Origin of the sequence: Corynebacterium provencense (genome assembly GCA_900049755.1) — a bacterium.
Classification (GTDB): Bacteria; Actinomycetota; Actinomycetes; order Mycobacteriales; family Mycobacteriaceae; genus Corynebacterium; species Corynebacterium neomassiliense.
In genome coordinates, this window is record LT160592.1 from 933,257 (window position 1) to 954,628 (window position 21,372).

At 65.9% G+C, this 21,372-nt stretch carries 29 protein-coding genes and 1 pseudogene; 22 read left to right on the plus strand and 8 right to left on the minus strand.

Annotated elements, in window-relative coordinates; all coding sequences use genetic code 11:
- Positions 1–214 precede the first annotated feature (214 nt).
- The 4 genes and pseudogenes from BN3906_RS04290 to pepN form a co-directional block, all read right to left on the minus strand.
- Positions 215–2,170, minus strand: a pseudogene (locus BN3906_RS04290) (glycoside hydrolase family 65 protein); the annotation flags it as partial.
- Positions 2,171–2,214: 44 nt separating this feature from the next.
- On the minus strand, positions 2,215–3,036 hold the full coding sequence (locus BN3906_RS04295) for a TSUP family transporter (protein WP_066584560.1): 822 nt from the start codon (positions 3,034–3,036) through the stop codon (positions 2,215–2,217).
- A complete protein-coding gene (locus BN3906_RS04300) occupies positions 3,029–3,388 on the minus strand; it encodes a globin (protein ID WP_066586075.1) in 360 nt (119 codons plus the stop codon). Before BN3906_RS04300 ends, BN3906_RS04295 begins: the two co-directional genes overlap by 8 nt.
- A gap of 120 nt (positions 3,389–3,508) precedes the next feature.
- Entirely contained in the window at positions 3,509–6,235 is a 2,727-nt protein-coding gene (pepN, locus tag BN3906_RS04305; protein ID WP_066584562.1) for an aminopeptidase N, read from the minus strand.
- A gap of 62 nt (positions 6,236–6,297) precedes the next feature.
- Here pepN and BN3906_RS04310 point away from each other — a divergent pair, with 62 nt between their 5' ends.
- A complete protein-coding gene (locus tag BN3906_RS04310; RefSeq protein WP_066584564.1) occupies positions 6,298–6,936 on the plus strand; it encodes a mycothiol-dependent nitroreductase Rv2466c family protein in 639 nt (212 codons plus the stop codon).
- On the opposite strand, the gene BN3906_RS04315 is transcribed toward BN3906_RS04310, so the two are convergent.
- Genes BN3906_RS04315 through BN3906_RS04330 form a run of 4 tightly spaced genes read right to left on the minus strand, consistent with a single transcriptional unit; the run spans position 6,937 to position 9,583 of the window.
- On the minus strand, positions 6,937–8,253 hold the full coding sequence (locus BN3906_RS04315) for a tyrosine-type recombinase/integrase (RefSeq protein ID WP_066584567.1): 1,317 nt from the start codon (positions 8,251–8,253) through the stop codon (positions 6,937–6,939).
- A gap of 43 nt (positions 8,254–8,296) precedes the next feature.
- Positions 8,297–8,740, minus strand: a complete 444-nt coding sequence (locus BN3906_RS04320) for a hypothetical protein (protein WP_066584569.1) — start codon at positions 8,738–8,740, stop codon at positions 8,297–8,299.
- Positions 8,737–9,138, minus strand: coding sequence for an ImmA/IrrE family metallo-endopeptidase (locus tag BN3906_RS04325; RefSeq protein ID WP_066584571.1), 402 nt, complete (start codon positions 9,136–9,138; stop codon positions 8,737–8,739). Before BN3906_RS04325 ends, BN3906_RS04320 begins: the two co-directional genes overlap by 4 nt.
- Positions 9,116–9,583, minus strand: a complete 468-nt coding sequence (locus BN3906_RS04330; RefSeq protein ID WP_066584574.1) for a hypothetical protein — start codon at positions 9,581–9,583, stop codon at positions 9,116–9,118. The genes BN3906_RS04325 and BN3906_RS04330 overlap by 23 nt, the downstream gene beginning before the upstream one ends.
- Before the next feature lie 194 nt (positions 9,584–9,777).
- Between BN3906_RS04330 and BN3906_RS04335 the strand changes: the two genes are divergently transcribed.
- The 21 genes from BN3906_RS04335 to BN3906_RS14385 all read left to right on the plus strand — a co-directional run bounded on the left by BN3906_RS04335 (position 9,778) and on the right by BN3906_RS14385 (position 21,310).
- Positions 9,778–10,008, plus strand: coding sequence for a transcriptional regulator (locus BN3906_RS04335; protein ID WP_066584577.1), 231 nt, complete (start codon positions 9,778–9,780; stop codon positions 10,006–10,008).
- Between the two features lie 29 nt (positions 10,009–10,037).
- Complete coding sequence (locus tag BN3906_RS04340; protein ID WP_066584580.1) at positions 10,038–10,256, plus strand: hypothetical protein; 219 nt, start codon at positions 10,038–10,040, stop codon at positions 10,254–10,256.
- Positions 10,253–10,762, plus strand: coding sequence for a hypothetical protein (locus BN3906_RS04345; protein ID WP_066584583.1), 510 nt, complete (start codon positions 10,253–10,255; stop codon positions 10,760–10,762). The genes BN3906_RS04340 and BN3906_RS04345 overlap by 4 nt, the downstream gene beginning before the upstream one ends.
- Complete coding sequence (locus tag BN3906_RS14755) at positions 10,759–11,280, plus strand: hypothetical protein (protein WP_066584586.1); 522 nt, start codon at positions 10,759–10,761, stop codon at positions 11,278–11,280. The genes BN3906_RS04345 and BN3906_RS14755 overlap by 4 nt, the downstream gene beginning before the upstream one ends.
- A 506-nt stretch (positions 11,281–11,786) precedes the next feature.
- Entirely contained in the window at positions 11,787–12,008 is a 222-nt protein-coding gene (locus BN3906_RS04355) for a MerR family transcriptional regulator (protein WP_147592752.1), read from the plus strand.
- Entirely contained in the window at positions 12,005–12,295 is a 291-nt protein-coding gene (locus tag BN3906_RS04360) for a hypothetical protein (RefSeq protein ID WP_147592754.1), read from the plus strand. Before BN3906_RS04355 ends, BN3906_RS04360 begins: the two co-directional genes overlap by 4 nt.
- Complete coding sequence (locus BN3906_RS04365) at positions 12,292–12,492, plus strand: hypothetical protein (protein WP_066584596.1); 201 nt, start codon at positions 12,292–12,294, stop codon at positions 12,490–12,492. The genes BN3906_RS04360 and BN3906_RS04365 overlap by 4 nt, the downstream gene beginning before the upstream one ends.
- Positions 12,489–12,929 (plus strand): hypothetical protein, encoded by a 441-nt coding sequence (locus BN3906_RS04370; RefSeq protein WP_066584598.1) that lies wholly within the window; start codon positions 12,489–12,491, stop codon positions 12,927–12,929. The genes BN3906_RS04365 and BN3906_RS04370 overlap by 4 nt, the downstream gene beginning before the upstream one ends.
- Positions 12,926–13,225 carry a hypothetical protein gene (locus tag BN3906_RS04375; RefSeq protein ID WP_066584600.1) on the plus strand — a complete coding sequence of 100 codons (300 nt, stop codon included), beginning with the start codon at positions 12,926–12,928 and terminating at the stop codon, positions 13,223–13,225. The genes BN3906_RS04370 and BN3906_RS04375 overlap by 4 nt, the downstream gene beginning before the upstream one ends.
- Positions 13,222–14,115, plus strand: coding sequence for a YqaJ viral recombinase family protein (locus BN3906_RS04380; protein ID WP_066584605.1), 894 nt, complete (start codon positions 13,222–13,224; stop codon positions 14,113–14,115). Before BN3906_RS04375 ends, BN3906_RS04380 begins: the two co-directional genes overlap by 4 nt.
- Entirely contained in the window at positions 14,112–14,696 is a 585-nt protein-coding gene (locus BN3906_RS04385) for an ERF family protein (RefSeq protein ID WP_066584609.1), read from the plus strand. Before BN3906_RS04380 ends, BN3906_RS04385 begins: the two co-directional genes overlap by 4 nt.
- Entirely contained in the window at positions 14,689–15,045 is a 357-nt protein-coding gene (locus BN3906_RS04390; RefSeq protein WP_066584612.1) for a hypothetical protein, read from the plus strand. Before BN3906_RS04385 ends, BN3906_RS04390 begins: the two co-directional genes overlap by 8 nt.
- A gap of 67 nt (positions 15,046–15,112) precedes the next feature.
- Entirely contained in the window at positions 15,113–15,346 is a 234-nt protein-coding gene (locus BN3906_RS04395; protein ID WP_261796836.1) for an HNH endonuclease, read from the plus strand.
- 4 nt (positions 15,347–15,350) lie between these two features.
- Positions 15,351–16,112, plus strand: coding sequence for a helix-turn-helix domain-containing protein (locus tag BN3906_RS04400; RefSeq protein WP_066584614.1), 762 nt, complete (start codon positions 15,351–15,353; stop codon positions 16,110–16,112).
- Between the two features lie 471 nt (positions 16,113–16,583).
- A complete protein-coding gene (gene dnaB / locus BN3906_RS04410) occupies positions 16,584–17,897 on the plus strand; it encodes a replicative DNA helicase (protein WP_066584628.1) in 1,314 nt (437 codons plus the stop codon).
- Between the two features lie 48 nt (positions 17,898–17,945).
- Positions 17,946–18,422: a single-stranded DNA-binding protein gene (locus tag BN3906_RS04415; protein ID WP_066584629.1), complete on the plus strand. Its 477-nt coding sequence runs from the start codon at positions 17,946–17,948 to the stop codon at positions 18,420–18,422.
- A gap of 120 nt (positions 18,423–18,542) precedes the next feature.
- Complete coding sequence (gene dut / locus BN3906_RS04420) at positions 18,543–18,986, plus strand: dUTP diphosphatase (protein ID WP_066584631.1); 444 nt, start codon at positions 18,543–18,545, stop codon at positions 18,984–18,986.
- Positions 18,986–19,726, plus strand: coding sequence for a hypothetical protein (locus tag BN3906_RS04425; protein WP_066584634.1), 741 nt, complete (start codon positions 18,986–18,988; stop codon positions 19,724–19,726). Before dut ends, BN3906_RS04425 begins: the two co-directional genes overlap by 1 nt.
- A complete protein-coding gene (locus BN3906_RS04430; RefSeq protein ID WP_066584637.1) occupies positions 19,723–20,721 on the plus strand; it encodes a DNA cytosine methyltransferase in 999 nt (332 codons plus the stop codon). Before BN3906_RS04425 ends, BN3906_RS04430 begins: the two co-directional genes overlap by 4 nt.
- The gene (locus tag BN3906_RS04435) at positions 20,718–21,122 is read left to right on the plus strand and encodes a RusA family crossover junction endodeoxyribonuclease (protein WP_066584640.1); all 405 of its coding nucleotides are present in this window, start codon (positions 20,718–20,720) and stop codon (positions 21,120–21,122) included. The genes BN3906_RS04430 and BN3906_RS04435 overlap by 4 nt, the downstream gene beginning before the upstream one ends.
- Positions 21,119–21,310: a hypothetical protein gene (locus BN3906_RS14385; protein ID WP_147592758.1), complete on the plus strand. Its 192-nt coding sequence runs from the start codon at positions 21,119–21,121 to the stop codon at positions 21,308–21,310. The genes BN3906_RS04435 and BN3906_RS14385 overlap by 4 nt, the downstream gene beginning before the upstream one ends.
- Positions 21,311–21,372: the final 62 nt, after the last annotated feature.

Here is a 21,372-nt window from a genome sequence, read left to right on the forward strand (position 1 = left end):
TCAGTGACACTGTACGACTGCCAGAGTGGCAAACACTAACCGGACCCCATCCGGGTGAAGAAGATCACATCCATCCGGGGTCCCTGCCGCATCGGACCATGAGTGCGCAGGTCAGGGGCGCATTCGGCACCGTTGCGAGGTGAGGTTCGCCTGCCCTGACCGTGGCATCCTCCCGCAGAACGCCGTACGCCGCAGCAATATAGTTATATCTAAATCACTTATCGACGGTGACGATGTCCTGGACGACATCTGTGGCGATACCGGCCTCCACGAGTCCCTGCTCATCGGCGACGAGGGTGGTCTCACCCTCCACCCGGACAGGGCGGGTGCCGACGACCACCTCCTTTCCCATGACCGTGACGGGACCGACCAGACCTTCCCCACCGTCGACGATCTGCAGCTCCACGGCGTCCTCCTCCACAGTCACCCGGACCTGGTAGCCCTGCAAGGTCACATTGAACTCCAGCGACTCCCAGCCCTCGGGAAGACGGGGGTCGATGCTGAAGTGACCGTAGTCGTCACGGAAACCGCCGAACCCGAAAACCAGGGCACTCCACACACCCCCGCAGGAAGCGATGTGCACTCCGTCGGCACTGTTGCCGTGCAGGTTCTCGAGGTCGAGGAACAGTCCCCGGAGGAAGAAGTCCATCGCTGTCTCCCGGAACCCCAGCTCCGCGGCCACGATCGACTGCACGACTGCCGACAGTGAGGAGTCACCCGTGGTAAGCCGGTCGTAATACGTGTAGTCCCTCTTCTTGATCTCCGCGGGGACGTCGTCACCCTGGAGGAACAGACCGAGCACCACATCGGCCTGCTTGAGCACCTGGTACCGGTAGATCGTCAGCGGATGGTAGTGCAGCAGGAGCGGACGCTTGGGCCCCACCGCCGGATCGTCGAGGTTCCACAGCTGGCGGTTGAGGAACTGGTCGTCCTGCGGGTGGATCTGCATCCCCTCGTCGAAGGGGATGTACATCGCCTTCGCCGCCCTGTCCCACAGGTCCAGTTCGTCGATGGACAGGCCGGAACGGTCGGAGAGTTCCTGGAACGCCTCCGGCCTCTCCCGGCGCATCTGGAGGGCCACGTCCGCCGCGGCACGCAGGTTGTACCGCGCCATGACGTTCGTGTAGAAGTTGTTGTTCACCACGGTGGTGTACTCGTCGGGGCCGGTCACCGAGTGGATCTGGAACTTCTCCCCCGTCGGGTCGAAGAAGCCCAGGGACATGAAGAACCGGGCGGTACCGACGAGGATGTCCACGCCCTCCGACAGGAGGAACTCAGAGTCACCGGTCGCGTAGACGTACTTCATCAGGGCGTAGGCGATGTCCGCGTCGATGTGGTACTGCGCGGTACCTGCGGCGTAGTAGGCACTCGACTCGTGCCCGTTGATCGTGCGCCAGGGGAACAGGACGCCGTCGTGTGAGAGCTCCCGGGCCCGCTCGGTGGCCTGGGGCAGCATGAGGTAGCGGAACCGCAGTGCATTGCGCGAGAACTGCGGGCTCGTGTAGGTCAGGAACGGAAGCGCATAGACCTCCGTGTCCCAGAAGTAGTGGCCCCCGTAGCCGGAACCGGTGAGTCCCTTGGCGGGAATCCCCTGTGTCTCGGCCCGGGCGGACGCCTGGATCAGCTGGAAGAGGTTCCACCGGACAGCCTGCTGCAGTTCCGGGTGGCCGGACACCCGCACGTCCGAACGCCGCCAGAACCGGCCGAGCCACTCCGCCTGATTCGCCATCAGCGTCCGGTACCCCACCTGACGTGCCCGGTTGATGGTCCGCGCACACCGGAAGGCCAGTTCCTCGGCCGACACATGCCGCGAGGAATGGTAGGAGACGAACTTCTCCAGCCGCATCCGCAGACCCCGTGTGCCGTCAACGTGGTACACCACCCGTGCGACATCGTCACGCATCTCGGTGTGGATCTCCACCCCGCCGACCGCGTCCGAGGACGCCGGAACCCCGGAACCGCCTGTGCCCTGCGCCTGAGTCACGTCGAGGACATGGTCCATGCTCACCGCCACGGTCATGCCCGAGTTCGTCACCCGGTACCCCAGGGTGACCCGCTGGTCCTCCGAACTCGCCCGGTAGGTGGGCTGGAAGACCCTCCCCCCGATCTTCTCCGCCTTGCGCGGGTCGGCTCCCCGGTTGACGTCGGCGGCGGCCCGCGCCCGGGCCCGGTCGTCCGCCCCGTGCCGGCCCCGCCGCGTCAGAGCATGTCCGCTCAGAGCATGTCCACGGTGAGCTTCACCGACATCACGACGACCAGGACAAGCAGTGCCACACGGACCAGTCCGGTACCCCGGTCCAGCACCAGTTTCGCCCCCACCTGGGCACCGGCGACATTGCACAGGGCCAGCACCACCCCCAGCACCCACAGGACATGACCACCCGCGGCGAAAACCACCAGGCCACCCACGTTCGTCGCCGTGTTGACGATCTTCGTCGTCGCCAGGGACTGCACAAGGTTCCGCGACAGGACCGCACTGAAGACGATCACCAGGAACATGCCGGTACCAGGCCCGAAGAAACCGTCGTAGCATCCGATCACCGCGATGAGAACCAGTGCTGCCACGGTCCGGCCCCGCCCGGCCGGCCCGGACGCCCCGCGTCCCCCGTCACCGGCCCCGTCGCGGCCGAACCCGGGCCGGAGAACCACGAAAGTGCCCACCGCGAGCATCAGCACGACCACCACCGGCCGGAGGACGTCACTGCTCACCGAGGCTGCGAGGAGTGCACCACCGGCCGAACAGATCCCCGCCAGCGGTGCAGCGGTCCGCAGCAGGTGCAGATCCACCCGCACGGTGCGCAGCATGCGTATGCCTGCACTGGCGGTGCCGAAGACCGCGGAGAACTTGTTGGTCCCCAGTGCCACCTGGGCAGGAAGACCGGGGGCGAAGCTGAGGATGAGAGGGATCAGGACCAGGCCGCCGCCACCGATCACCGCGTCGACGCCACCGGCGACCGCAGCCCCGCACAACAGTACGAACAGTCCCCCGGGGGTCAGCCCGGAGTCAGGTGCGACGAAAGTCAGCAGCTCATTCACGGTTGATGAGCATGTCGGCCACCCTGACCATGTGGTCCCACACTGCCGCGCGTGCGGGGGCGGGGAGGGCCTCGTCGTCGACGGTCGCCAGGGCCTGCGACATGATCGTCAACCAGTGGTCCCGTGCCTCCGGCGTCACCGGGAAGTTCATGTGCCGCATGCGCAGCCGCGGGTGACCACGGCGTTCGTTGAAGGTCTGGGGGCCTCCCCAGTACTGCACGAGGAACCAGCGCAGCCGGTCCTCGGCACCGTCCAGGTCGTCGGCCGGGTACATGGGCCCGAGCACCGGGTCGTCGGGGACCCGGCGGTAGAACTCGTGCACGATCCTCCGGAAAGTCTCTTCCCCGACCATGTCGTAGAGACTCTGCTGCTTCTGCTCCGGCTGCGCCGGTCCGCGGCGCGGCTCACCGGGTACGGGAGAGATGGGGATCGTCATGGTTCCAGCCTAACCGGGGCAGGGGGGCGGCCGGAATCACCGGGCGTCGAAGGCCCGGGCCGCCGCGGCACGTTCGGTACGGGACACGCCTTCAGCGAGGACGCGGCGCAGCCCGGCCGGGGTGGACTCGGCGTCCGCGAGCGCCCTGATGTCGGCGATGACGGTCTCGTCCGACCGGGAGGGGAACAGCCCTTCACAGTTGCGCAGTGCCATTTCCGAGGACAGGGAATTCCACATGTCGACCACCCGGGCGACGTATTCGGTGCCGAAGGGGGCGGTGAGCTCGTCCTGGCCGATGTGGTTGAACCCTGCCATGCGGTAGCGCAGTGCCAGATTCGACTGTTCCGCACCGTGGAGGGTCAGCAGGTCCCATGCCTCACGCTTCACCGTGGGTTCAGGTACTGCGGTGCGTGCCTGCAGGGCGTGCATCGCACCGGAGGAGGACCTGTCGCCCGCCTCCTCGATCCCGATGAGCTCCTCGGCCTCCTCGGCGGTGAGGACGCCCCGGGTGCCGACCAGCGCGGTGATCAGCCTCCACCGCAGGTCCTGGTCGACGGTGAAGCCCGGCAGCAGGTCGTCGGGTGTCCTGTCCTCGACAAGTCCGAGCAGCCCACGCAGCCACACCGTGGAGGCGGGGGTCTGGGCTGCACCGGCGTAGGCGCGGACGAACGCGAGCCTGGCCTGCCCGGTGGTCTTCTCCGCGCCGGTGCGGAAGGTGTCGAGGAGGAGGCGGCGTCCCTCCTCCTTCCAGTCGTCGGCGACGTAGTTCTCCACGGCGGAGACCGCCTGGGCCAGAACCTGTTCGAGGACGCCGAGCTGGTCCTCTCCGACGGCGCCCCGGGCGACGAGGGCGACGAAGTCCCGGGCCCGCATCTGGGCGTTGCGGGTGGACTGCCAGGCGGAGGACCAGATCAGCACCCGGGCCATCGGATCGGCGATGCGTCCGATGTTGGCCACGGCGAAATCGAGGGAGTCCTTGTCGAGGTCGACGAAACCGTAGGTGAGGTCGTCGTCGTTGACGAGCACGAGGTCCGCGGTCTCTTCTCCCACGAGGTCCGGGACTTCCGTCCGTGGGCCTGCGATGTCCAGTTCGACCCGCCGGCGCAGTTCGACGGCAGGGCCGGTGGTGGCGTCCTGCCCGTCCACCAGGTCGTACAGTCCCACGGCGAGGCGGTGGGTCCGGGTTTCTCCGGCACCCGGGACGGCCCCGGTCTGGGTCACCGCGAACGCCGTGTAGACCTCCCCGTTTCTGCCGGTGTCCCCGTCCTGACCCCCGCCGGTGGTGAAGTCGGCTCCGAGGGTGTTGATCCCCGTGGTCTTCAGCCACTGGTCCGCCCAGTCGGACAGGTCGCGGCCCGAGGACTTCTCCAGCGCACCCAGGAGATCGTCGAAGGTCGCGTTGCCGAAGGCGTGGTCGACGAAGTGGGTGCGGATGCCCGCGAAGAAGGGTTCGAGTCCCACGTACGCGGCGAGCTGCTTGAGCACCGAGGCACCCTTGGCGTAGGTGATGCCGTCGAAGTTGGCGTCCACCTCCACAAGGTCCTCCGCCCCGGAGAACACCGGGTGGGTGGACGGCAGCTGGTCCTGGCCGTAGGCCCAGGACTTCTCCTTGGAGTTGAAGGTCACCCACGCGGTGGTGTGTTCGGTGGCGTGGGTCTGGGCCATGGCGGACGACCAGGTGGCGAAGGACTCGTTGAGCCACAGGTCATCCCACCAGCGCATCGTGACCAGGTCGCCGAACCACATGTGGGCGAGTTCGTGGAGGATCGTGTCCGCCCGACGTTCGTACTCGTAGTGGCTGGCCGCGGACCTGAACACGTACTCGTCGCGGATGGTGACGCAGCCGGCGTTCTCCATTGCGCCCATGTTGTACTCGGGGCAGAAGATCTGGTCGTACTTGTGGAAGGGGTAGGCCACACCGAAGTTGGCGGCGTAGTAGTCGAACCCTGCCTTGGTCACCTCGAACAGGGCGTCTGCGTCGAGGTACTCGGCCAGGGAACGACGGACGTAGAGTCCCAGCGGGACGGTGACCTCGTCCTCCGGGACCAGCCGGGTGTCAGTGACGCCCGCGGTCTCCGGTGTGGGGACGGGTCGCCCTGTCCAGGAATCCTCCACGTGGACCCACGGGCCGACGCAGAACGCGATGAGGTAGGTCGACAGCGGGTAGTCGACGACCGCGGTGTGCACGGCGACACCGTCGACCTCTGCGCCGAGTTCGCCGGAGACGCCGACGGTGTTGTTCGTCACGACCGTCCAGTTCTCGGGGGTCCTGACGGACACCTCGTAGGTGGCCTTGATGTCCGGCTGGTCGAAACAGGCGAAGACCCTCTTGGCGTCCGCGGCCTCAAACTGCGTGTACATGTACACTTCGCCGTCTGCCGGGTCGGTGAAACGGTGCAGGCCCTCGCCGGTGGAGGAATAGACGGCGTCCGCGGACACCGTGAGTTCGTGAGGGCCGGCGGTCAGGGAGATCTGCAGACCCCGGTCCTCGTCATAGGTCCCGTCCGACCCCTCCCGGACGGGGACGGCCGAGGAAGTGACGTCGACGCCGTCCAGGATGACGGACCGGACGGAGCTGGCGCGCAGGTCGACGAAGGTGGTGCCGTCGGCGGCGGCGGTGAAGCTGACCGTGGTCGTCGAGGGGAAAGTGCCGGTGCCGGGGTCCGCACCGTCTGTGAGGTCGAGGTCGATGACGTAGTGGACGTCACTGATCAGGGCCGAACGTGCGGCGGCCTCGGAACGGGTGAGATTGGTTGAACTCATGGTGTCCGAGCTTAGCCGCAGGCCCGGACAGCTGCCCGGGTTCGCGGGTACAGTCGGGGCCCATGAACACACCTGTCACCATGTACTTCGATGTAACCTGCCCCTTCGCCTGGGTCACCAGCCGGTGGCTCAAGGAGGTCGAGAAGGTCAGGGACATCGACCTGAGCTATTCACCGATGAGCCTCGCCGTCCTCAACGAGGGCAGGGAGGAACTTCCCGCGTCCTACCGCGGAGCAATGGAAGCCGCATGGGGGCCTGCACTCGTCGCCGCCGCCCTGCAGCTGCAGGAACCCGGGAAGGTGGACGCCTACTACACCGCCGCCGGAACCCGGATCCACGATTCAGGTGCGGGGCACCGCCAGGGCGACGGCGCCTATGACGACGTCATCGCCGAGGCACTGGAGGAAGCCGGTGCGGACCCCTCCTATCTCGGCTACGCCCACCGTCGCGGTGACGTGGAGGGGTCCGTGGAGAAGGAACTCCGCTCCTTCCAGGCGCGGGCCATGGAGAAGGTCGGCAACGACGTCGGCACCCCGGTCGTCGAACTCGGCGGTCAGGCCTTCTTCGGCCCGGTCATCACCCGGGTGCCGAAGGGGGAGGACGCCGGGGCGATCTTCGACGCCGCGGTCACCCTCGGAAGCTACGACCATTTCTTCGAGCTGAAGCGCTCCAGGACCGAGGACCCGGACGCCACGAAATAGTCACTGACCAGCACCGGAAGCGTCGCCAGTGCCCTCGGAAGAGAGGACAGAATCAGCGCTCCGCCCTTGTTCTGCCCTCACCAGATCCAGAACACCAGCCGCAGCGTCCCGGATCCGGGCGTCCGCCTTCGGCCACAGGTGCGTGTAGACGTCCAGCGTCGTCGACGCCTTCGCATGCCCCATCGCCGCCTGCACCTCCGACGCCGGCGACCCCGCGGCGATCAATGCGGACGCGTAGAAGTGGCGTAGGTCGTGCCACCCCACTTCCCGCAGACCGTGCGCGGCGATGACTGCCCGCATCACCGAGCCCAGTGACGCCCGGTCGTGCCACACCCGATCCTCCACCGACCTGCTCGTCCCTCGGTAGGGGAAGATGGGGCCGGACCGGTCCGGCTGCGGGTGCTCCCGCAGCTGCTCCGCGATGACGAGGATCGTCTCCTCTGCCACGGGGATCGTCCGGTGTGACTTCTTCGTCTTCGGCACCGGCACCCACCTGGCACCACCCGGTGCGACCTGACCGTTCACCGTGATGGTGCGGCGCAGTGTGTCCACGTCCTGGACCCGAAGCCCGGCGATCTCAGAAATGCGCAGACCGGAGCCGACGACGACCTGCATCATCCGTGCCGCCTCTGGCCGCTTCGGGGTGTCCTTCGTGTGTGGTTGCCGACGGCCATTCTTCTGCCGCGGTGCGGGTTTTCCGTCACGAGTCGCGGTGATCAGGGCGGCTACCTCAGCGACGGTGAGGAGGTCCTGCCGGGATACGGCGCGCTTCGGCGCGGACTTCGGGATCTTCACGACCGGGACGCGGCCGATCATGCCGTCCTCGTGGGCGCGTTTCAGGAGGCCGCAGACCTGTCCGACCATTGTCGCTGCGGTGGACTCCGAGAGAGGCTTCCCCTGCTTCCACGGCCTGCCGCCGGTGAGCTGGTTCCGCCACGCGGTGATGGTGGACGCCCGGATCTTTCCGACTGGTGTGCGGTCGAGGGGCCCGAGGTTGTCGACCAGGGCCTGACGGTTCCTGACAGTGTTCTCTTTCGTTGCTTCGGCCAGCCACTCGCGGGCAATCACGCCGAGGGGTGTGGCGGCATCCTCGGGGGCGATGTAGGTGCCGTGGCGGACGGCGACGGCCTGCTCCTGCTCGAAGGCGATCGCGGCTTTCTCCGTGTCGAAGGATTTGCCGCGTTGCTCGCCGGAGTCGTCGTAGTAGCGGGCGATCCACCGGACTTTCCCGGTCTTCGGCTTGCCTTTGGCTGGTCTGCGCTGGACCACGGTATGATGCTCCTGTCTGAGTTCGCGTTCGGACGTTTTGGCCCCCATCACCCTCGTCCGGTGGTGGGGGCCGTTTTTGCGTATCTACGGGCTACTTCGCTTCGCTGATGTCCAGGCCGACGTTGACTTTCCCCTCTTGGTCGGTGGACTCCACCGAGCAGGTGTACTCGTGGTGGGTGTATCCGCCGAGGCCATTGGGGTTGTCGACCCAGCCGACAACCTGCCAGCCGTCCTTGATTTCGACGAATGCGGTGTCGGTCGCTCCGGAGAACTTCACGTTGTTCGGGTCACTGCTGCGCTCCTTCGCGGCGGCCTCGCACTGTGTCTGTGCGTCCCACTTCCCGACGCCGCTGCCCGTGTCGGTGGTGCTGTCGTCATTGTCGGGGGAGCATGCGGCCACGAGGATGATGATGACGACGAAGACGCCGATGACGGCGCCGAGTATCTTCAGCAGCTTCTTGTCCGTCTTCCTGTTTTTCTCTGCCTTCTCTGCGGAGGGAGCTGGCTGTTGCGGGTAGGGGTTCTGGTCGGTCATGGTCGGTCCTTCTTGAGTGTCATGTTCCGCCACACTCGGATGAGGTGAACGGTGACGCCGAGTTCCGCTGCGAGCGCGCCGGGGTGTGGCCCGACGGTGAGTTCGGCCTGTTTGTAGGTTTCAGCGTCGATAAGGAATGTAGCCGCCCACTCCCAGGCTCGTCTCTCTTGCCTGGCGTAGGTGTGCCGGTCGGGGGTGGGGGTGTCGCCGTGTACGTGGTGTCCGAGTTCGTGGGCGAGAGTGCAGCGGCGGTTCACGGGGCCGAGGTCGGAGCGGAGGGTGATGGTTCCGTCCTTGAGTCGGCGGCCTTTCTCACCGCCGGTGTGCTTGCCGATGGTGATTTGGTGTTCTTCTGCCCACTTCTCGGGGTCTGGCCTAAGGCCCGTCGTTGTAGTCATCGTCTCCCATCTCCGGCTCAGTGTCCGTGGAGTCTGCAACATAGCCTTCGGGGAGGACGTCGGGGGTGGGGTAGATCCCCCGGCCGTTCGATTTTGCAGCGCGTCGGGCGTCGAGTTCATCGACGGGGGTGTCGAACTCTTCGTGTGTGCCGGGGAGCTTCATGCGGCGGAGCACTTCATCGGCGAGGTCTTCTTCGGAGACCTGGCGGAGGGCGGTGATCGGGTCCACGGTCTCCGCCCACTGCTCGTCGAGGTAGTCGGTGTCGACCAGGGCTCGGACGGGCGACTTGCCGTACCCGGTCGCGATCTTGATGACGTTCTCTGCCGAGAACTTCCCCTTCTCCGTCTGGTTGAGGACGGTGCGGTCGGGGACGCCGCTCTTCTTCGCGATCGTCCTGGCGCTGTCGCCACCGGTGGTTTCTGCCAGCCATTCACTGTGTTCCATGCCAGTGACGATACAGGAGAGCCGACAGGTGCGCAACTTTGGCGATAGCTGTGAACAGGCTAGATAAAAAAACTCGCCACATCGCTTGCCAATCTTGCCGACAGGTGCCATACTTGCCACCAGTACGCCAGACCGGCGCACAATGCGCCAAGACGGCGCGGACCCTTTGCCTGTCATTGGAGGTGACATGACACATGGATTACCGGCTTGACCCCCAGGTCCTCGACCTCGCGAAGAGCGTCACCGGATGCCACGGAGACGAAGAGCTGGGACAGAAGCACCTCGGGAAGACCGGGAGCACCGTCCGCAACTACCGGAGCGGGAAGACCAACCCGCCGATCGGAGTGCTGATGGTTCTGCGGAAGCTCACCGGTCGACCCCTCGACCAGATGTTTCTCCCGGTGGCCACCCCCGCCGCCGCTTAACCCACCACAGACATGAAAGGAGGCCCCGGATGTACCCCGGAGCCAACCACCAGGATCATACCTCAGACGACTACGAGTTCGGCCGTTCGTCCGGCCATTACGATGCTGCGACCCGTGCCGGGGTCATGGCCTCGGAGGCCACCGACCCGGCCGTGAGGGCCGCCCTGTTCGCCCTCCGTGACGAGCTGACCGCCCGGGCTGAGCGGATCACCGCCGATGTCCGCGCCGACGACGAGGTGCTGGCATGAGCACGCTGACGAAAGCGCAGGCTGAGGCCCTGTGGGATGGCCTGCGGGAGAATCTTCTGGCCGTGGAGGATGGGATCCGGCAGATCATCGCCACCCGCGCGTGGGAACCGCTCGGTTACGAGTCGTTCGCGGAGTGCTGGCAGGAGCGCCTGTCGGACGTGAAGCTGTCGAAGGAGCTTCGCGCGGTCGTCGTCTACGCGATGTTCGAGGATGACGCGACCCCCACGGATGCGGCCCGCGCTGTTGCGGGCACCGGCGTGGTGGAGGTCCGGGCACTGCACTCCGCATGGTCGCAGGGCATGGACGCCCACGACGCGGCGTTCGTCACCCGGTCGAAGCCGAAGACAAGGCCCACTGCCGGTGCCCCGCGCACCGTTGCGACGACCTTGCAGGCCCCGGAGTATGAGGCATTGCGCGCTGCTGCCTCCGAGTCTGACGCGTCCCTGTCCGAGTATGTGCGGGCGTGTGTGGTGCAGGCCCTGTCGTCGAGGACGTGGGCGGCATGACCATCACTGTGACAGAGAAGCGCTGCCCGAAGTGCGTGGAGACGAAACCGGTGGACGGTTTCTACCGGAACCGGTCGCGCCGTGACGGGCTGAGCGTGTGGTGCAAGGAATGTTTCCGCGCCTACAAGAAGGCCTACGACGAGGCCCACCGGGAAGAACGCCGAGCCAAGGACCGCGCCTACTACGAGGCCCACCGGGAAGAACGCCTCGCCCACTACCGCGCCTACTACGAGGCCCACCGGGAAGAACGCCTCGCCCACTACCGCGCCAATGCCCGGGACCGGTACGCCCTGCTCGGGGACCCGAGGCGAGAGCGGTGGCAGGAGATCACCGCCAAACACGCCACCCGCCGTGGCCGGTGGTCTGAGGCGGAGGACGCGTACCTCACCGCCTCCACTGACCGGGTCGTGGACGACGCCCTCGCACTCAAACGCACCTACATGTCGGTCGATGCGCGCCTCCGCGACCTCCGTCGTCGTGGTGTGACCCTCGCCCGAGACAGGGTACTGGCCGCCTAGGCCCGCGCACCGGCTAGGCCGCCCCCGCGTCATGGCGGGGAGTGCGCACACGGTCACCGGAATGCCGGCTGACCTCGATGTTTGAGAACTCAATAGTGCATAGCGCCAGGCAGGTACATGCTGTCCGTGGCCCAGCGAGCGTGTCAGGAAAGACGGCAGACCCGTCGAGTAGATCGCCTTTGACCTGGATCCCATGGACAGACGACGGAACCCCCACAGCCCTCGCAAGGTGTGGGGAGGTAGCGACTGGCGCGGATACAAATCAGGCCCCACCGCAGATGAGTCTGCCACCCGCGTCACGGCGGAGTGGGGCACCGGGTCGCCAGATGCGACCCCCGGGGGCGGGACGAACAGAGCTCAGCTCATGGTGCCGTCACAAGTCCGGTCCACGACCCGCTTCGAACACGGAGAGACCGGCACTGCCGCCCCCACACATAGCCAACGCCGCCCGATCCCTGCCAGGACCTACCGGGCGGCGTCACTGACCCACCATGAAAGGAAAGGCCATGACACACACACTACCGCCGATGCTCACCATCCCGGAAGCATCCGCCCTCCTCCGCCGCCCACCGTCCACCATGCACGACCAGATAAAGCACGGGCGTTTCGACCTGCCGTGCTCGGATCATCCGCGCCGGGTGCAGACCCGGGCCGTCCTCGACCTGACGGGCCTGTCGGAGCAGGAGGCACGGGACATCCTCGACGAAGCACTGGGGGCAGCAGCGTGACCCCGGAAGAGCAGTTGATGAAGTCCATGGTCGACCACCCTGCCGGTACTGGTCGTCATCGTCGGCAGCCGACACCGGTGGACTGCCTCGGACCCACCCGCAGTGAGCCCGCGCCGGGCACCGCGTTCGACGCGGTTGGCCTCATCCTCGCCATCTTCGCCGCAATCGCACTGGTCGCCGTCGCCGGCGTGATCGGAGGACACCTTGCCGGCCCGGCCGGCGCGATCATCGCCGCCGCCATCACCACTGTCAGCCTCACCGCATTCATCCGACAGGAAACACGATGAACCTGCCTTCGTCGCGCCGGGATCTTGCGGTCCTGGTCCGCCACCACATCGACCCCGAATCAGACGCGCACACCCGCCTGGACCCCACCGCCGAAGCGCTCGAGTCCGCCGGGTTCATCCGCTGGACCGGCGCACCCCGCCGCCCCGGATGGGCACCCACCGAAACCGGAACCGAACTCATCAAGGAGACATCATGACCATCACGATCAAGCCCCACGGCGTCCGCGCTGACATCACCGTCGACAGCATGGAGGAGGCGCGCACAGTGCTCCGTGAACTCACCCCAAGCTCCGTCGGTGTCTTCGCTCCCGCGACGGTGACTCACAACATTGAGTTCACACCAGACTCGGAGGGCAAACTCCCGGAGTCAGTCACTGTGTGGCCCAACCCGCATATCGAGAATTCCAGTGCCCCAGTCGAAGACATCGACGACATGACGAGCCCGGCCCGCCGCATCAAGTCCTGGACCACGGGCGAGGAGTACATCCTCAAGACGAAGACCCGGGCAGGCCTGAACTGCCGTCAGATCGGTGACATCCTCGGACGGTCTGATTCCTCCGTGCGGAACAAACTCCACGCGCTCGAGGCGGAACGCGCACGCCTGAACCTCACCCCGATCCGGGTGAGCAAGTGACCACCGACCCTCACATCATCGCCGCGCAGATCATCGGCCGCGGCTACTACCACGGGGCAGTCCTCAAGTCTGTTGCGGGGAAGCGCAGCTACGACCTGGACGTGTCCGCCAGGTGCCGCAGGGCGGGCGAGCGGTTCCTCCGTGCTGCCAGGGACGCTGCGAAAGACATGGACCAGACCGCCCTGTGGTCGCACGTGGATTATGCGGCGTCGCGGGGTAACGCGGTGTCGACGAAGAAGCAGGTGGCTGACCTTGTCGCCACGATCACAGACCACCGAAAGGAGCAGGGACGATGAGTTTCACCAGACTCCCGTCAGAGACAGAAGAGGAATGGCTCGAGCAACGCCGCGAATACATCACCGCGACGGAGATCGCCCGGCTGGCAGCCAGCCCCGCGGAGTGGAAGAAGATCCGCGACGAGAAGAAGCACGGCTCAGACTTCCACGGCAACCGGGTGACACGGTGGGGGCATGTGCGCGAACCGGAGATCGGGAAGTTCATCCACATGTTCGAGGACTCCCGACTGGTAGGGAACACCGACCTGTGTGTCCTCGACGGGACGCGGATCGCCGCAACCCCGGACATGCTCCCGGAGGACCTCAGTGAAGAGTGTGAGGTTATCGGGGAGATTAAGACCGCCGGGAAGCAGCTGGTCCCCGACCACATTCCGCAGAAGTACGTCGATCAGGTGCAGGTGCAGCTGATGGTCACCGGCGCTGACGCGTGCGTCTTCGCCTGCGAAGCCCGGGGTGAGGACGAGTTCGGGGAGTTCTTCCCGGACGGTCTGCCGAAGACGACGATCATCCTCCCGGACCTCGACCGGCAGGCATTCCTGCGGGACATCGCTGAGCGGTTCCTCGCCGGCGAAGACCCGACCGGGCCGACACCCGCCGAACTTGAGTCCCTGGCCTTGTCCGTCCTCGACATGCAGGAAGACGTGAAAGACCTGCAGAGGCAGATCAAGGAGGCGAAGGACCGGATCCGGGAAGCAGTGGGGGACGAGCCGGGCACGTTCCCGTGCGGGGTGGCGAACGTGATCGTCACCGCGGACACGAAGTCCACGGGCGTGGACTTGAAAGCGTTGCGCGAGGAGCACCCGGACATCGTGGCCCTGTACCCGAAGATCACTCCGGTGAGGGGTGCCGTGAAGGTACTGCCGGTGAAGCAGGAGGAGCCAGCGGCATGAGCGTCCACGAGACGATGATCGAGGTGGCCCGTGAGGTCACCGGCCTGGCGAAGCGGGATCGCAATGAGGGGCAGCGGTTCATGTTCCGTGGCATCGATGCGGTGATGAACGCGTTCGGCCCGGCGATGCGAACGCATGGCCTAATGGCGTTGCCGACGGTGGAGGACATCACGGTCACTGAGAAGACCTCGAACCGGGGTGCTGTGATGCAGCTGGTCCGGGTGAAGATGCGCCTTACTTTCGTCAATGCGGAGGGTGAGACGGATGACCGGACGGTCGTGTGGGGGGAGGCGATGGACTCCGGGGATAAGGCCACGGCGAAGGCGCACAGTGTGGCGTTGCGGACGGCGTACCTGCAGGCGTTCTGTCTGCCGACTGATGAGCGTGACCCGGACGCTGACTCTTACGAGATCAGCCCGGAGCAGCAGGAGCGGGACCGTGCCGAGTGGTCGGCGCGGATCGCTGCCGCGCAGTCGGTGGAGGACTGCCGGAAGTTGTGGGCGGGTGCTCAGCAGGTCGGTCTGACTGCTGAGATCACGGCCCGTGTCGCGGAGCTGAAGGCAGGTGAGTCCGGTGACTGAGCCGGTGAACCCGGTGCTGATCGAGAACCATATCCGCGAGTTGGTGACCAGGATCGCCAACGGGATCCGGGTGTGTTCGGACCGGTACGCGGCGTTTCAGTCCGCGGACCGGGAGTTCGATCGGGCGTTCGCGTCGGCTTATCTGGCTGCTGAGGGGTCGATCAAGGACAAGGAGGCCACGGCGAAGTTGGAGACGATGTCGGAGCGTGAGGCGCGGGATGTGGCTGAGGCTGCTCACCGGCACGCGGATCGGTTGGCGAAGGCGCTCGAGTTGGAGCTTCGGGCGTGGCAGTCCATCAGTGCATCGTTCCGGGCGATGTATGGGGCGGCGGGTAGTGCTCATGGGTAGTGCGAAGCGTATGCCCCGGGCGGTTGCTGACGCGATCGCGTCGCGGGCAGGGGACTGGTGTGAAGCCATGATCCCGACGGTTTGTGTCGGTCCGCCACAACAGATCCACCACCGCCAGATGCGTTCACAGGGCGGTGAGCACACCATCGAGAACGGGATTTTTCTGTGTCACGCCTGCCACGCCTGGGTTCACGCTCACCCGAAGTGGGCGTACCGGGCTGAACTGCTCGTGCACGGGTGGGAGGAGCCGCGCTTCCCGCCAGTGTTCTACCGGGGCCGCATGACACAACGAGAGGAGTAAGCCAGTGGCGACGATCAAGCAGGGGCCCGCCCCTGAGGACCACTACGCGATGATCCCCAACGCGTTCGCCCGGTCCTCGACCATCCCCTCCAGGGCGAAGACGGTGTACCTGTACATCCGCTCTCACCGCACCGGATGGTCGCTGAGCACCGACCGGATAGCAGATGCTCTGGGGATGAGCCCCACGACCATCAAGGCTGCGATCCGAGACCTTGAGCAGTCCGGGTGGGTCACCCGCACTCAGGTTCACGGCGACGGGGGGATGTTCGGGAACTGCGAGTACACGGTCCATTCGATGCCGGTTGACCGTGGGACAGATTCTGTACCGCGGACCGTGGGACAGAAAACCGCCGGCGGTTTAACCGCCAGCGGTAAATCTGACCCCCATAAGAAAACTATTCCTTCTAAGAAGACCAAGGGAGAAGAAGACCAACCCCCTGTAGTCCCCCAGGGGGACAAGCCGAAGAGACGGAAGCCCCGGCACCCGATCACCGAGGACTGGACGCCACGCCCAGACGTTGTCCAGCAGATGGCCGAAGAATGCCCCGGCGTTGACCAAGCGCATGAGCTCGCTCAGATGCGGGATCACTTCCTTGCCAGTGCGGGTACGTCGACCGATTGGAACCTGAACTACCGGAAGTGGGTTCGCAATGCTGCGAAGTGGGGGCGCGGGGGACAGCAGCAAGGCCGGAAGGCTGATCAGATCATCCAGGCTGTCGTCGGCCTGGACCAAGACCGACAGGAGGGGAGAGAGCTCGCATGGTGAGTGACTTCGCTGTGAGGATCGCGGGCACTGCCCTGGCGAAAGCCGCGGAGCTCAGGCCCGCGTCCGTGCAAAACAACGCCTCAGATCGTCAGGTGATCCTGGCGTGGGCTGAGGCAGTCGAAATGATGAACGCGCCGCAGATCATTGAGGTGTGGGCTGAGGCGGTGACGTGGTGGTCGTTGAACGCGCCGACGACGGAGATGTTCACGCCGTACGCACTGCGGCACGCGGTGCTGCAAACGGTGGAGCGGTGGGAGCGTGATACTGATCGTCGGCATGAACTTGAGCAGTACCGCTACGACCGACTCTGTGAGCGTGTGAGGCGGGGAGAACTGCCCCCGGGCACGGAGGTTGGACATGAGCCCCAACTCGTGCGAGAAGCCCGACCTGACGCGATTTCCGCCCCGCCCGGAGCCGTGAAGCAGATCTCCGGGTGGCGTGACCGGATGCGGGCAGTCAATGAATGACGGAATGCCCCACGCCGCCGACAGCGAACGCGCACTCCTCGGAGCGATGCTCTCATCCAAAGCAGCGGTCGCCGCCGCCGCTGATCGGATCAATGCCGCAGACTTCTACATCCCCGCCCATGCCACGATCTTCACCGCTGTCCTGAACGCGTGGGCAGGAGGAGTGGACGGCGACCCAGTGGCAGTCGGAGGGGAACTCGATGACCACGGGCAGCTCGAACAGGTTGGCGGGCTCATGGCACTGTTTGAACTCGTTCAGCAGGCCGCCCCCGCCGGGTCGATCTCGTGGCATGTCAAGCGAGTCACTGACGCAGCAGTCCTGCGCCGCCTGTATCACGCTGGTACGGAGATCGTGCAACTGGCGAACACTGCCACACCCGCGTCATCTGGGGATGCTGTGCACCGGGCGCAGGAAGCCTTGGCAGAAGTGCCGAACGATTCGTCATCTTCGACCCGCGCAATTGGAGATGTTCTGCCGGAGGTGATGGACGATCTTGATGCTGCTGAGAACGGGGAGTCGGCCGGTAAGGATCCTGTTTCCACCGGTTTCATGGATCTTGACAGGTTGATGAACGGTGGGCTCCGGCCAGGGCAGATGATCATCGTCGGCGCCCGACCGGGCTGCGGTAAGACAACCGTGTGCCTCGACATGATGCGCCACGCTGCGATCCGGGAGGGCAAGACAGCGCTGATGTTCAGCCTGGAGATGTCCACTGCGGAGGTATCGCAGCGGGTCTTGTCCGCAGAGTCTGGGGTTCCGTTCGTTCGGATGCAGCGCAATGAGCTCACCGCGGATGACTGGCGGGCGATGACAGAAACGGTGCAGCGCATCGAACGGGCACCGCTGCTGATCAGTGATGACCCGCAGATGACGATGACGAGCATCCAGGCGAAGGCCCGCCGCCTGTCCCAGCAGCACGACCTCGGTCTGATCGTCGTGGACTACCTGCAGTTGCTCACCGCGGGCGGGAAGACGGAGAGCCGGCAGCAGGAGGTGTCGGGGTTCTCCAGACAGTTGAAGCTGATGGCGAAGGATCTCGGTGTGCCGGTGGTCGCCGCAGCGCAGTTGAACCGTGGTGTGGAAGGCCGTGGTGATGAGGCGAAGCCGCGACTGTCGGACCTTCGGGAGTCGGGATCGTTGGAGCAAGACGCGGACATTGTGATGTTCATCGACCGTCCGGATGCGAAAGACCCGGGTCATGCTCGGGCGGGCGAGGCAGATCTGATCGTGGCGAAGCACCGTGGTGGGAACACCGGGACGGTGACGCTGGCGTCTCGCTTGGCAGTGTGCCAGTTCAGCAATTTCAGTAAGCGGTAGAACCAATCAATCACCCCGGTATTAGGCCGGGGAAGGAAGGAGCCTGACATGCGTGTCGAGCTTGAGAACGTGAAGGTCGCCGTCCCGAAGTCGGGGCCGAACGCCGGACAGCCGGTCGTGATGAAGACCGCGAAGTCGTCCGGCAACCAGTACGCCGAGTTCACCGTGATGGAGTCCTCGTCGAGGAAGGATCAGGCCGGCCAGTGGGAGAACGGGCCGACGATTTTCATCAGGTGTCGGGTCCACGGTTACGCCGCACAGGACGTGTACGCGGCGTTGATGGGTGGTGTGGACCGGGTGGATGTGAAGGGGGATCTGGAGCATTTCCTGTGGCAGTCGCAGCAGGGGCCGAAGGACACGTGGGACATTGGGTTTGCGAGGGTGTCTTTGCCGGTGCCGAGGACGCAGCAGCAGTCGCAGGGCGGGGGTTGGTCTGGTGGGGGATCGCAGCCGGCGCAGCAGGGGGCGTGGGATTCGGCACCGCAGGGCGGTTTCGACGTGCAGGGCTCCGAACCGCCTTTCTGATGGGAAGTGACCGTTAGCGGCTCCCAACCCCCACACCCCTCACAACTCCCCACGTTCACCATGACCGGCCCGCAGCGCAACGCTGGGGCCGTTTTTCACGCCATCCAGAAGGACCACACCATGAGAATCAACTACCAACTCTGCCGACCCGCCTACGCGAGCCTGCACCGGCCGTCGAAAGCACACCCCGACGACGCCGGAATCGACCTCCGCGCAGCCACCACCGGCATCCTCAACCCCGGCGAATGGGCACCCATCCCCACCGGCATCCGCCTCGCACTCCCACGCGGCTGGGAAGCACAGATCCGCCCCCGCTCCGGACTCGCCGCCAACCACGCGGTGACTGTCCTCAACGCCCCGGGCACCGTCGACGCCGGCTTCCGGGGTGAGGTCCGCGCCATCCTCATCAACCACGGGCACGAGCCCTGGTCGTGGGAGGAGGGCGACCGCATCGCCCAACTCGTCGTCAAAGAGGTCCCGCACGTCGTCCTCACCGAAGTAGACGACCTCGACACCACCACCACGCGTGGGAACGCTGGACTCGGCAGCACAGGAGTCCACTGATGGACACACGAATCACCGTCCACTACGACCACCGGACCCGCATGTGGGTGTGCTCCCCACCCGGTTCATGGCCCACCGACTGGCCCACCTGGGACAGGGCCATGGACGAAGCCGCCTGGCACGCATGCATGCTCCGGGACTTCCACCGGCCCCGCAGTCCGCAGGCGCTCCGCCGCCGACTCCGAGCCCTCCAAGCGCAGGGCTACGCCCCCGACTGGATCGCCTCGAGGATCCAGGCCCGTGTCTCTGACGTCATTACCTGGTCCACGGACTCGCGCAGTGTGATCAAATCGCCCACCATCAGCCGCCGAATCGTGCACCTGTACGACTGGGTTGATGAGCACACCGGCGGTCGTATCCGTGACACCGGCCCCACCCCGGAAGCTCTCGCCCGGAACTGGGCCCCGCCCGCCGCATGGGATGACATCGACGACCCGGACGAGCACGCTGTCAGCGGTTTCACCGACAATGCCCGCAACATGGCCCGCCGACGCGTGCCCATTCCCGCTGAGGTCGTCGCCCGGATGGGCGCGGAGATCGCAGCGCACAATCCCCGTGCTGTCGTCCTGGCGGGCAAGCGAGCGAACTACCGGATGGGCGCTGCCACGGTGGCTTCTCGCTTGAAGATGATGATCGAGGCCGTGGAATCTATTGCTGCCGGGCGGATGAAGACGATCGCCGCAGATGACCTGGACCGGCTGATGCTCAAACTCAGCATGACCCCCGAGGCAGCAGCATGATCCCCACGATCGGGTCGATGTTCAGTGGCTATGGGGGCCTGGACATGGCTGTCGAAGCGGTCACCGGCGCCCGACCCGCATGGTTCTGCGAGTGGGATGATGCTCCGTCCCGGATCCTCGCGCACCACTGGCCGCACGTGCCGAACCACCGGGATGTGACTGCCGTGGACTGGGATGCCCTCCCACCAGTCGACATCATCACCGGCGGCTCGCCCTGCCAGGACCTCAGCCTCGCCGGTGCCCGCCGGGGCATGACCGACGGCACCCGCTCCAACCTGTGGGTGTCCATGCGAGAAGCAATCGCTATCATCCGTCCCCGCCTGGTGGTGTGGGAGAACGTGAAAGGGGCACTCAGTGCCGAAGCAATATCGGCGGCCGACGGCGACATGGGACCCGGAACAGGACTTCTGGGTGGAGTCGGAGGACATCTTCGGGCTCTCGGTCGCGTACTCGGAGACCTTGCCACCCTCGGGTATGACGCGAGATGGACAACTCTTCGAGCTTCCGACATCGGAGCCCCGCACCACCGGGAGCGGGTCTTCCTCATTGCTCACCCTGCCGACTCCGACAGCATCCGACGGGAAGCGGAACGACTCGCCGGGGGACCGGCGCCGACGATCCCCGGGGATTACGACAGTGACAACGCATTGGCCTGGCCTGGTGGAGCCACCGACATCATGCGTGACGCCCACAGTAGGTGGGGGGACGCTGCCCCCGCGGTCCTCCGGTGGGCACTGATCCACGGGGAACCACCCCTCCCCACCCGCGACACGGTCACCCACCACGACCCGGACCTGTGGGGCACCCGATTCCCCGAAGCCCGGGCCGAACTCGACCCCGCATGGGCTGAATGGATGATGGGCCTCCCCCCGGGGTGGGTCACCGGGGTGCCCGGCATCACCCGGGCACAACAGCTCAAAGCCATCGGCAACGGCGTCTGCCCCCAACAAGCAGCCGCCGCCCTCCGGCACCTCATCCTCCAGGAGACAGCATGAGTACTTTCCGCGTGTCCGGGGTGCCCGCACCCCAGGGCAGCAAAACCGGGTACATCCGCGGCGGCCGAGTCGTCCTCGTCGAATCATCGAAAAAGGTCAAACCCTGGCGCGTCGCCGTCGCCCAAGCCGCCACCCGAGCACACCTGCACACCGAACCGATCGACGGGCCCGTCGACGTGGGAGTCGAGTTCATCCTCCCCAGGCCCAAGTCCCTGCCGAAGCGGGTCGTGCACATGGTCCGCAAACCGGACCTGGACAAGTTGATCCGCTCCACCCTCGATGCCCTGTCGGGGGTCGCTTACGTCGACGACAACCGGGTCCGTGCGATCACTGCCGTCAAGCGCTACCAGACCCCCGGGGAAACACCCGGGGCCCTCATCACCGTCAAGGAGATTCAATGACCCGCCCCCGTGGCCGCCGGCGCATCACCTGCACCGAATGCGGCAAGGAGACCACCACCCGCCACCCCACGGACACTCGCTGCCTGCCATGCCGGGCAAAGGGCAAGAACCTTGCCGACAGGGTGCCGTTGGCACGCCGGTCGAAGCATGAGCTCGACTCGTGGCTGGCAGCAGGGGGAGCACGATGAACCGGCCGCCGACGGATTGCGGCAAGTGGCGTGTGAACGTGTTCCCGAGCGGGACCATGCAG